Origin of the sequence: Actinocrinis puniceicyclus (assembly GCF_018283645.1) — a bacterium.
GTDB classification, from domain to species: Bacteria; Actinomycetota; Actinomycetes; order Streptomycetales; family Catenulisporaceae; genus Actinocrinis; species Actinocrinis puniceicyclus.
This window is the reverse complement of record NZ_JAGSXH010000160.1, coordinates 1-10,033: the sequence shown is the minus strand read 5'-3', so window position 1 is coordinate 10,033 and position 10,033 is coordinate 1. Positions and strand designations below refer to the sequence as shown.

The 10,033-nt window shown below is 72.1% G+C and carries 11 protein-coding genes; 9 read left to right on the top strand and 2 right to left on the bottom strand.

Annotated features, from left to right (window positions below; translation table 11 throughout):
• The 4 genes from KGA66_RS26075 to KGA66_RS26060 form a co-directional block, all read left to right on the top strand.
• Positions 1 to 219, top strand: a 219-nt coding sequence (locus KGA66_RS26075; protein WP_211471696.1) for a hypothetical protein, incomplete at its 5' end; no start/stop codon positions are given.
• A gap of 240 nt (positions 220 to 459) precedes the next feature.
• Positions 460 to 1,380, top strand: a complete 921-nt coding sequence (locus KGA66_RS26070) for an ABC transporter ATP-binding protein (RefSeq protein ID WP_211471694.1) — start codon at positions 460 to 462, stop codon at positions 1,378 to 1,380.
• The gene (locus KGA66_RS26065) at positions 1,377 to 2,210 is read left to right on the top strand and encodes an ABC transporter permease subunit (RefSeq protein ID WP_211471693.1); all 834 of its coding nucleotides are present in this window, start codon (positions 1,377 to 1,379) and stop codon (positions 2,208 to 2,210) included. The genes KGA66_RS26070 and KGA66_RS26065 overlap by 4 nt, the downstream gene beginning before the upstream one ends.
• A 96-nt stretch (positions 2,211 to 2,306) precedes the next feature.
• On the top strand, positions 2,307 to 2,735 hold the full coding sequence (locus KGA66_RS26060) for a hypothetical protein (RefSeq protein ID WP_211471691.1): 429 nt from the start codon (positions 2,307 to 2,309) through the stop codon (positions 2,733 to 2,735).
• Between the two features lie 29 nt (positions 2,736 to 2,764).
• Here the strand turns inward: KGA66_RS26060 and KGA66_RS26055 are convergent, their stop codons facing one another.
• The gene (locus KGA66_RS26055; RefSeq protein ID WP_211471689.1) at positions 2,765 to 3,088 is read right to left on the bottom strand and encodes a DMT family transporter; all 324 of its coding nucleotides are present in this window, start codon (positions 3,086 to 3,088) and stop codon (positions 2,765 to 2,767) included.
• A gap of 213 nt (positions 3,089 to 3,301) precedes the next feature.
• Here KGA66_RS26055 and KGA66_RS26050 point away from each other — a divergent pair, with 213 nt between their 5' ends.
• Together KGA66_RS26050 and KGA66_RS26045 are read left to right on the top strand one after the other, a co-directional pair.
• Entirely contained in the window at positions 3,302 to 5,812 is a 2,511-nt protein-coding gene (locus KGA66_RS26050) for an HAD-IC family P-type ATPase (RefSeq protein ID WP_312887080.1), read from the top strand.
• Positions 5,813 to 5,867: 55 nt separating this feature from the next.
• Entirely contained in the window at positions 5,868 to 6,590 is a 723-nt protein-coding gene (locus KGA66_RS26045) for a VIT1/CCC1 transporter family protein (RefSeq protein WP_211471686.1), read from the top strand.
• 75 nt (positions 6,591 to 6,665) lie between these two features.
• On the opposite strand, the gene KGA66_RS26040 is transcribed toward KGA66_RS26045, so the two are convergent.
• Entirely contained in the window at positions 6,666 to 7,604 is a 939-nt protein-coding gene (locus KGA66_RS26040) for a LysR family transcriptional regulator (protein ID WP_211471684.1), read from the bottom strand.
• Positions 7,605 to 7,999: 395 nt separating this feature from the next.
• On the opposite strand from KGA66_RS26040, the gene KGA66_RS26035 reads away from it, so the two are divergent.
• The 3 genes from KGA66_RS26035 to KGA66_RS26025 all read left to right on the top strand — a co-directional run.
• A complete protein-coding gene (locus KGA66_RS26035; protein WP_211471682.1) occupies positions 8,000 to 8,575 on the top strand; it encodes an RICIN domain-containing protein in 576 nt (191 codons plus the stop codon).
• 69 nt (positions 8,576 to 8,644) lie between these two features.
• Complete coding sequence (locus tag KGA66_RS30590; RefSeq protein ID WP_312887079.1) at positions 8,645 to 8,902, top strand: hypothetical protein; 258 nt, start codon at positions 8,645 to 8,647, stop codon at positions 8,900 to 8,902.
• A 533-nt stretch (positions 8,903 to 9,435) separates the two neighbouring features.
• On the top strand, positions 9,436 to 10,033 hold a 598-nt coding region (locus KGA66_RS26025; protein WP_246508719.1), incomplete at its 3' end, for a glycoside hydrolase family 11 protein.

The window sequence follows — 10,033 nt, the reverse complement described above, 5'->3', positions numbered from 1 at the left end:
GTTGCGCTCTTCGGGGCCGCGGGCGATGCGGCGGTGGCGGACCGGCTCGGCTGCGCCGACGCACTCGCGGTGCTCGTGGAGGTCGGCCCCGCGGTCGGCGCGGATGAGCCGGCACCGCTCGCGCCGTGGCCGCAGGCGGCGACGAGTGCGAGCGTCAGGGTGGCACAGACGCCCCACGGCGCCGCGAGTGACAAGGCCCTGCAAGACAAGGCCCCATGAGTGGACCGAGCGGACATCGTGTTCACCGCCTGGCATGCCTATACGCGTCGGCGATGTAAGTGTCTGGGCAAAGGCGGCGAAAGACATCGGGCCGTACGTCACCTGCGGGCGGGTCCAACGGTTCGGGTCGTGCGCCCGGGAGCGCGGGACCGTCGAGTGCTGTCTTATGCGCGCGCCGGAGAGCACAATGCGGTGAGGTCCTCGTTCGAGGACGGACATCGGTCCCGGATGGTGACTCACTTGAGCGAGACGGTGGTACGGACCGAGGCGCTGACGAAGCGGTACGGCGGCACCCTGGCACTCGACCGGCTCGACGTGGAACTGAGCGCCGGGCAGGTGCTCGGCTTCCTCGGGCCGAACGGCGCCGGAAAGACCACGACGCTGCGGCTGTTGATGGGTTCGCTGCGGCCCAGTTCCGGCCGCGCCGTGGTGCTGGGCCACGACGCTTGGCGCGAGCGCTCGGCGGTGCACGCCGCGGTCGGATACCTTCCGGGCGACGTGCGGCTGTGGCCGCGTCTGACCGGGGCGCAGACGCTGGAATACATGCGCCGGCTGCGCGGCCTCACCAGGCCGGCGGGCCCGGTTTCAGACCTCGACGACGTGGCCAAGCGGCTCGGCGTCGAGCTGGACCGGCCGGTCGGCTCCCTGTCGAAGGGCAACCGGCAGAAGGTCGCGCTGCTGCTGGCGCTGCTCGGTGACCCGCCGCTACTGCTGCTCGACGAGCCGACCGGCGGTCTCGACCCGCTGGGGCAGCAGGAGTTCCACCGGGTGGTGCGCGAGCGCGCCGAGGCCGGAGCGGCGGTGCTGCTCTCCTCGCACGTGCTCTCCGAGGTCGAGCGGGTGGCGGACCGGGTGGCGGTCATCCGGTCGGGGCGGCTGATCATGCTGGAGAGCCTGGAGGAGCTGCGCCGCACGGCCCGGCACTCGGTGCACGTGCGCTTCGCTCAGCCGCCGCCACCCGGCGCGTTCGACCGCGTTCCGGGTCTGACCGACGTGCGGCAGGACGGCGCGCAGCTGCGCTGTACCGTGCAGGGCGAGATCGATCCGTTCATCAAGACCCTCGCGGGTTTCCAGGTGGTCGATCTCGTCTCGCACGAGGCGGACCTGGAGGAGACGTTCCTGGCGCTTTACGGGCATTCGGATGGAGACGAGCGGCGATGACGGGTGTGACGCTCACGGCGGCTTCGGACACGCGCGCGCCGGTCCTGCGCCACACGCTCGCCACGCAGCGGCGCTCGCTGGCCGTGTGGGCGGTGGCGGTTGCCGCGCTGATCGGGTTGTACGCGGCGCTGTGGCCGAGCGTGCGGGGCAACACCGGGTGGCGCCAGTTGTTCGACACTCTTCCGAAGGGCTATCGGGCGCTGTTCACGGTGGGCGGCAACATCGACCTGAGTTCCCCGGCCGGCTACCTGGGTGTGGAACTGCTGGCGTTCATGGGGCCGACGCTGATCGCCGTGTACGCGATCGGTACCGGGTCGTCCGGGATCGCCGGGGAGGAGTCGCAGGGCACGCTGGAGCTGGTCCTCAGCACCCCGATCACCCGCGGCAGGGTCCTGATCGAACGCTTCGGGGCGCTGGCGGCCGGCCTGGCGGTGCTGGGCGCGGCGCAGACCGCGGCGCTGCTGGGGTTCTCGGCCGCGCTCGGCATGGGCCTGGATCCCGTGCGGATCGTCGCCGCGGGCGCCGCGCTGGCGCTCTTCGGCCTGTTCACCGGGTCCGTGGCACTCGCGGTGGGCGCGGCGACGGGCAGGCCGGGGCCGGCCCGGGCCACGGCCGCGCTGCTCGCCGTCGCCGCGTATCTGATCAACGCGCTGGCCCAGCTGACCTCCGTGCTGGGCCCGGCCCGCCCGCTGTCCCCGTTCTACCTGCTGCTGGGTAACAACCCGCTGGCCAACGGGCTGCGCGTCGGCCCCGCGCTGGCCGTCGCGGGCGTCAGTGTCCTGCTCGTCGGCCTGGGAGCCGTGCTGCTGGAACGCCGTGACCTGACCTAGGGCCGGGCGAGCCGGGCCGTTCGCCGCTACCGCGGCCGGCGCTTCGGGGCGACTTTGGCAACAGAGGGGGTTCCGCCTTTCGAAGGAGGGGCGATCATGAGACTGACCTGGCGCGACGCGGTCACCGCGGCGTTCATGGCCGCGATCGTCGCCGTCTACCTTGCGCACCTGAACGACGCCACCGGCTGGCTGTTGTCGAGCGTGCGCGGCAATGCCACCGCGATCCTCGTACTCGGCGCGGTCGGCGGCTGCGCGCTCGGGACCGCGGCCGAGCTGTACCGGAGCCCGGACGAGGACTCCGTGACCAAGCTGTACCTGATGCTGGCCAACCTGCTGGGGCTCACCGCGCTGGTCGGCGCGCTCGTCGCGCTGATCGCCGCGAGTGAGGCGGCCCTGGCCGTCCTGTTCGCCGCGACGATGGCGCTGTGGGTGATCTCCACGGTGCGGCACCTGAGCCGCGAGACGCCGCTACCGATCCGCGGCGCGGACCACCGCACGCCGGCCGGTTCACCGCCGATCCACTGATCGGCTGACGCGCGCTCACCTGTCTGGGGTCACGCGGTGACCCCGGACAGGTTCAGGCCGACCACTCCGGCCATGATCAGGCTGAGGGAGACCAGCTTCAGCACGGAGACGCTCTCGCCGAGCGCCATCATGCCGACAATGGCCGTGCCCGCCGTGCCCAGGCCGGTCCACGCCGCGTAGGCGGGCCCGACCTCCAGGCCGCGCAGCGCCACGGTCAGCAGCCCGAAGCTGATGATCGCGCAGGCGGCGAACCCTATCGTCGGCCACAGCCGGGTGAAGCTCTCACTCTGTTTGAGCAGCACGGCGAAGCCGGTTTCGAAGAACCCTGCGACCACAATAAGGAACCAGGACATCGCGGCCCCTCACCTCCCGGTTTTGCCTCGGCGCCTCGTCAAAGCATGCCCGTCGCCGGCCTGTCGGCAAACGACCGGCGCCCGCGCTTCATCGTGGGGCGTGTCGCGGGCCGGGCCAAGAGGCACGCGGGCCACGCACTCGGGACTTTGGTCCCCGCCGGTGCGGACGAGATGGTCGTGCCCTGCGGCCGCGCCGTCCGTACGGTGGTAACTGTGCAGCCTTCCGCTTCCGCCTCTGCCTCCGCGACCGACCCCGCCGCGCTCGCGCCGTCCCCCGCCGGGGGTCTGAGCGGCGCCGAGGCCGCCCGGCGGCTGCGCGAGGGCCAAGGCAACACGGTGCAGACCACGACCGGCCGCAGCGTCGGGGAGATCCTGCGCGCCAACGTCTTGACCCGGTTCAACGCCCTGCTCGGCGGTCTGCTCGCGGTGATCCTCATCGTCGGCCCGCTGCAGGACGCGCTGTTCGGCCTGCTGCTGGTCGCCAACAGCGGGATCGGCATCGTGCAGGAGCTGCGTGCCCGCAGCACCCTGCAGCGCCTGGCCGTGCTCACCGCGCCGCACGCGCGCGTCATCCGGGACGCCGAGGTCGCCAGCTGCCGGGTCGATCAGGTGGTGCTCGGGGATCTGCTGGTGCTGGACGCCGGCGACCAGGTGGTCGTGGACGGCGAGATGGTGCGCGCCGAGGGGCTGGAGGTGAACGAGGCGCTGCTGACCGGCGAGTCCGAGCCGGTGCCGAAGGCGGTCGGCGACCGGGTGCTCTCCGGCAGCTTCGCCGCCATCGGCCACGGCTGGTACCGCGCGACGCGGGTGGGCCAGGACGCCTACGCCGCCTCGCTGGCGGCCCAGGCGCGCCGTTTCGCGCTGGTGCGCTCGGAGCTGCGCGAGGTGACCAACGAGGTGCTGCGGCTGGTGACCTGGGTGCTGGTGCCCACCGCGGTGCTGCTGGCCGCCACCCAGTTCACCCTCGGCGGCCACCAGGGCTGGCAGGACGCCGTGCGCGGCAGCGTGGCCGGCGTGGTCGGCATGGTGCCCGAGGGTTTCGTGCTGCTGACCAGCATGGCTTTCGCGCTCGGCGTCATCCGGCTGGCCCGCCGCCGGGTGCTGGTCCAGGAACTTCCCGCGATCGAGGCGCTGGCGCGGGTCGACGTGGTGTGCCTGGACAAGACCGGCACGCTCACCGAGGCCGCCATGCGCGTGGCAGACGTGGACGTGCTGGCCGACGCGCTGCCCGTGCCCGCCGCGCTCGGCGCTCTCGCCGCGGCCGATCCGCGCCCCAACGCCACCCTCGCCGCGCTCGGCGCCCGCTTCGACGACCCTGGCTGGCAGGCGACCGGCAGCACCGCGTTCTCCGCCGCGCGCAAGTGGAGTTCGACCAGCTTCGCCGGTCAGGGCACGTGGATCCTCGGCGCGCCCGAGATGGTGCTGCCGGCCGGGCACGCGCAGCTGGCGACGGCCACGCGGCGCGCCGAGTCGGGCCAGCGCGTGCTGTTGCTCGCCCACGCCGACGCCCCGCCGGCCGACGGCGTGCTGCCCGGCTCGCTGCGTCCGGTGGCGCTCGTCGCGCTCCAGGAGCGGCTGCGCCCGACGGCCGCGGCGACGCTGGAGTACTTCGCCCGCGAAGGCGTCACCGTCAAGCTGATCTCCGGTGACGCTCCGGCCACGGTCGCCGCGGTCGCCCGCCGCCTGAACCTGCCCGGGGCGGATGAGCCGTGCGACGCCCGAGAGCTCTCCGGCGACCCGGACGCGCTGGCGGACGCCATGGAGCACCGTCACGTGTTCGGCCGGGTCAACCCGCAGCAGAAGCAGCAGATGGTCGACGCGCTTCAGCGCAACGGCCACACTGTCGCGATGACCGGCGACGGGGTCAACGACGTGCTCGCGCTCAAGCAGGCCGACATCGGCGTGGCGATCGGCGCCGGGGCCTCCGCGGCGCGCGCGGTGGCCCGCCTGGTGCTGCTCGACAGCTCCTTCGACGCGCTGCCCGCGGTCGTCGTCGAGGGCCGCCGCATCATCGGGAACATCGAGCGGGTCGCCGGGCTGTTCCTGACCAAGACGGTGTACGTGATGCTGCTGGCCGTCGCGGTCGGCGTCACCCGGCTGCCGTTCCCGTTCTTCCCGCGCCACCTGACGGTGATCTCCACGCTGACCATCGGCGTGCCGGGGTTCTTCCTCGCGCTCTCCCGCGAGGCCGAGCGCGCCCGGACCGGCATCCTGCCGCGGGTGCTGCGCTTCGCCGTGCCCGCGGGCGCGGTGACAGCCGCCGCGGCCTATATCGCGTACGCCATCGCACGCGCGGAGAGCGACGCCGACGCGGCCGATGCCCGCACCACGGCGACCCTGGTCACCACGGCGCTCGGCCTTTGGGTGCTGGCGCGGCTCGCCCGCCCGCTGCGGCCGCTGCGGGTGGCGCTGGTCGCGTCGATGGCCGCCGCTTTCGTCGGCGTCCTGGCGGTGCCGCCGCTGCGCGACGCGCTCGCGTTGCGCGCGCTTTCCCTTGAGGTGTGGCTCAGTGCCACGACGCTGGCGGTCGCGGCCGGCCTGCTCATGGAGGTGTTGCTGCGGATCGCCGCGCACCTGCCGCCGCGAGAGGTCTCCTCGCAACCGGAGCCGGAACCGGCCCCGCGACGAGAACCGGAGCCGGAGCCTGTGCAGCTCCCGCAGCCGGGTCCACCGGCACGACCGCTCTCACCCGATCGGCCGCAGCCACCGCCGTCCGATTCCTGACTTCCGGGTCTTTCGCCCCGCTGCCGGCGGGTGCCGCGCGGCATAGGTTGTCCTCATGAGCCAGCAGACACACGCCGCTTTCGGCCACGACGAGGCGCACGCGGGCGGGATGGCCGTGCGGCTGAACTGGCTGCGAGCGGCCGTGCTCGGCGCGAACGACGGCGTGGTGTCCCTGGCCGGCCTCGTGGTCGGCGTCGCGGGCGCGACCACGTCCCGGTCCACGATCCTGACCGCGGGTCTGGCGGGACTGTTCGCCGGAGCACTGGCCATGGCCGTCGGCGAGTACGTCTCGGTCAGCACGCAGCGCGACAGCGAACGGGCGCTGCTGAACCTGGAGCGGCGGGAGCTGGCCGAGTCGCCCGAGGCGGAGCTGGCCGAACTGTCCGGGATCTACCGGGCCAAGGGGCTGACAACCGAACTGGCGACCGAGGTCGCGCGGCAGTTGACCGCTCACGACGCGTTCGCGGCGCACGCCGAGGCGGAGCTCGGGATCGATCCCGAGGAGCTGACCAATCCCTGGCACGCGGCCGCGGCCAGCTTCCTGTCGTTCACCGGCGGGGCGCTCTTCCCGCTGCTGGCGATCCTGCTGCCCACGAGCATGCGCGTCCCGGTCACGGTCGCCGTCGTGGCGGCCTGCCTGGTCGTCACCGGTTACAGCGGGGCGCGGCTCGGCAAGGCCCGGCCCGGGCCCGCGGTCGTGCGCAACGTCATCGGCGGCGCGCTCGCCATGGCCGTGACATACGGAATCGGCAGCGCGATCGGCACCGGGGTCGGGTGAGCCCGGCCGGGTCGCGGCGGCGCCGGCGGCGCAGGTGTGACGAAGAACCCTGTCGCGCGGCGGGAACGCGCCGCTTCAGGCCGCCGCGGGCATCGGCACGGCGAACTCGTCCTGGACGGCCTGGGCCATCAGGGTCCGGACAAGATCCATCGCGGGAGTCAGCGCGACCTGGGCACGGTAGACCAGGGCCACCGCGCGTTGCAGCCGGGTTCGGGCAAGGGGGCGAAGCACGACGGTTCCCGCCGGCGCCAGCGCGGCAACCATCCTGGGCACCACCGCGATCCCGATGCCCGCGCCGACCATGCGCAGCATCGCCTGGTAGTCGTTGGTCTCGGACACCACGCGGGGCGCGATCGCGGCGCGGCGGCACGCCTCGTCGAGCGCGTCGCGGCACTGCGATGGCCCGGGCGCGATCCAGGAGTGTGTGGCCAGGTCGGCCGGCGTGATCTCGGGGCGGCTCGCCAGCACGGTGCCGGCCGGTACCGCGACGGCCATCGGGTCGAGCGCGAGTTGCTCGCGCACCAGGCGCGGGTCCGGCGGCCCGGAGATGATCGGATAGTCGTAGACCACCGCCATGTCGGCGTCGCCGCCGAGCAGGCGCGGCAGGGCCAGCGGCGGATCGAGTTCTGACATGGCGACGTTCACTTTGGGGAAGGCCGCCAGCAGCCGGGCGAGCGCGGCCGGGACGAAGGTGGCGGCCGCGCTCGGGAAGACCGCCAGGCGCAGCCGCCCGCTGTCCGCGCGCGCGACGGCGGCCAGTTCCCGCCGCGCGTCGTCGAGGCCGGTCAGCAGGCGGCGGGCGTGGTGCAGCAGCACCTCGCCGGCCGGCGTGAGCACGACGCGGCGCGCGGAGCGCTCCAGCAGCACCGCGCCGACCTCGCGTTCGAGTTTCGCCACATGCTGCGAGACAGCGGGCTGGCTGATGTGCAGGGCGGCCGCCGCCGCGGTGAACGAGCCGTGTTCGGCGACGGCGAGAAACGCCTGGAACCGCGCCGTGTCGATGGTCGCGAGCATAATCGAACGCTAACGCGCGCGGCCGCGCTCGAACAGGTGCGCGTGTGACATTTTCGCGGTCCGCCCCTTCTCTTCGACGCTGCGCCTCGATGGCGCGCTCTGGCGGTGCGCTCTGGCGGTGCGCTCTGGCGGTGCGCTCTGGCGGTGCGCTCTGGCGGTGCGCTCTGGCGGTGCGCTCTGGCGGTGCGCTTCGACGTTTCCTTTCGACGCGATCCGTCGGCGGTGCATCGGCGCGAAGCGGCCTCATGGCCGAGCGCGCGTTCATAAGCTCGCACTTATCCGTACCACAGCCTTCCCCGGGCGCTCTGTACAAGTGTCCGGCTGATGCGGGACGGCGCCGGGGCAGCGAGCACGGCGCCAAATATGAGAAGGCTTATTCAAGGGGGCTAAGAACCATGAGGAAGATCCTCTCCGGCCGCGGCGCGCTGCGCGCCGGCGCCGCCGCGCTGACCGCGTCGGCCGTGCTCGGTGCGAGCGTCGGTGCCGCGCATGCCTCGGCCGGCGCGTCCTACACCTCGGGCGGGTACACGGTGTACCAGAGCTCACAGGCGAAGTGGATCACCGCCGAGCACGACGGCATGAACGTGGCCGTGGCCGACAACGGCACGGACGCCGGCCACCGGGTCGTCCAGTGGTACAACGACGGCGGCGCCGAGCAGAAGTGGTACTTCGACCAGGTGTACGACTCGACGAGCGGGTTCGAGGGATACCTGCTGCGCAACCAGAACAGCGGCCTGTGCCTGTCGACCGACGGCAACGCGGGCGACACGCTGTTCCAGGACTACTGCAACCCCGCGAACGGCGCCGAGTGGTTCACCGTCGGCACCTCCGGGGCGGACAACCGGATCTTCAACCGCTACACCGGCCTGTACCTGGACGTGTCCGGCTACAGCTACGCGGCGGGCGCCAACATGGACCTGTGGTACTGGAACGGCGACTCCAACCAGTGGTTCTGGATCGACAACGCGTGAGCCGCTGACCGTGTGATGTGACGCCCGAGCGCGCGCCGGGGACGGGTCCAGCCCGTGCCCGGCGCCCGCGTGTCCGCACCGGATCAGGGTTCGGCCACGATCGGGCGGACCACGGCGGACCACGGCCGCCGGCGGACCTCCTACCAGCAGTACAGAACGACGTTCGCCCCGGACCACGCCATCGGCGTCATTACCCTGACCTCAGCCTTCTTCAATTCGCTGGCTGACGGGGCGCGGGTGACGTTCACCTTCCGTTTCTGGAGCGGCGCGTCGGTGACGTACCACGTGACCAAGTCGGCCGGCGCGGTCACCGGCAGCGTTTCCTGACCGTCCGACTCCGACAGCCCGCCGGGCCGGGCCGCGTGATCCGTTCGATGGATCGCGCGGCCCGGCCCGGCGCGTGTCCGCCCCGAGGCGAGGTCGCGCGGACAGCGCGCTGACGCAGACGCCTGCGAAGCCTGCGCCTCGCCCCGCCGCGCCCGCCATGGGTCGAAACTTTCGCGCGAGATCGGCCGAATCGTTGATCCAACAGCGTCGTCGAGTGCTCATTCCGCACCCCTCGCCGAGTGCCCGGCGTAATGGCCTGCCGTCATGGCTGATGAAAGTCTCGCAGGCCACGATCATGTTTCCGAAATATGTCCGAAAGTTGTTGACAGCTCATCAACTCTGGTCCAATACTCTCGCCATCGACGCAGTTCGCGAACATCGTCGATGCGGGTCGCGCACCGCGATCCGGCGCACCCGGCCGACCGCCACCACCACGGCGGTCCGGACCGGTTCGTCAAGCCCCGCGCGTCGCTGCGCCATGCGGCCGCGCCCGGCTCTTCCACAGACCTTCGACGAAGAAGGACAACACCCACATGAATGAAGAACCCGCGCGGCTCAAACGCCGCGGTTCCGGCCTGGGCCGGCTTCTGCGCCGCAACAAGCTGCTCCTCGCCGTCGGCTTCGCGCTGACCGCGGCCATGACGGTCATCCCGGCCGGCGCGGCCAACGCCGCGATCTGTTCGAACCAGACCGGTTCGAACGGCAGCGGCATGTACTACCAGATGTGGTCCAACGGCCAGGGCTCGGCGTGCATCAACCTGTCCGGGAGCAACAGCTACTCGACCAACTGGAGCGGCGTCGGCGACTTCGTCGCCGGTCTCGGCTGGCAGCCCGGCAGCAACGAGACGGTCAGCTTCAACGGCAACGTGAGCGCCGGCGGCGGCACCACGCTGATCTCGCTCTACGGCTGGTCGACCAACCCGCTGGTCGAGTACTACGTCATCGAGGACGACCAGGGCGGCGGCCCCTCGCTGGGCAGCTTCATGGGCACCACGACCAGCGACGGCGCCACGTACAACATCTACGAGCACCAGCAGGTCAACCAGCCCTGCATCACCGGCAACAACTGCACCTTCGAGCAGTACCTGGCGATCCGGCAGGGAAACACCACCAGCGGCACCATCACCACGC

What these genes read in the sequence shown, in the direction of transcription:
- KGA66_RS26035 (WP_211471682.1), top strand. Translation starts at nt 8,000, where the DNA reads ATGAGGAAGATCCTCTCCGGCCGCGGCGCGCTGCGCGCCGGCGCCGCC.
- KGA66_RS26045 (WP_211471686.1), top strand. Translation starts at nt 5,868, where the DNA reads ATGAGCCAGCAGACACACGCCGCTTTCGGCCACGACGAGGCGCACGCG.
- KGA66_RS26040 (WP_211471684.1), bottom strand. Translation starts at nt 7,604, where the DNA reads ATGCTCGCGACCATCGACACGGCGCGGTTCCAGGCGTTTCTCGCCGTC.
- KGA66_RS26060 (WP_211471691.1), top strand. Translation starts at nt 2,307, where the DNA reads ATGAGACTGACCTGGCGCGACGCGGTCACCGCGGCGTTCATGGCCGCG.
- KGA66_RS26055 (WP_211471689.1), bottom strand. Translation starts at nt 3,088, where the DNA reads ATGTCCTGGTTCCTTATTGTGGTCGCAGGGTTCTTCGAAACCGGCTTC.
- KGA66_RS26065 (WP_211471693.1), top strand. Translation starts at nt 1,377, where the DNA reads ATGACGGGTGTGACGCTCACGGCGGCTTCGGACACGCGCGCGCCGGTC.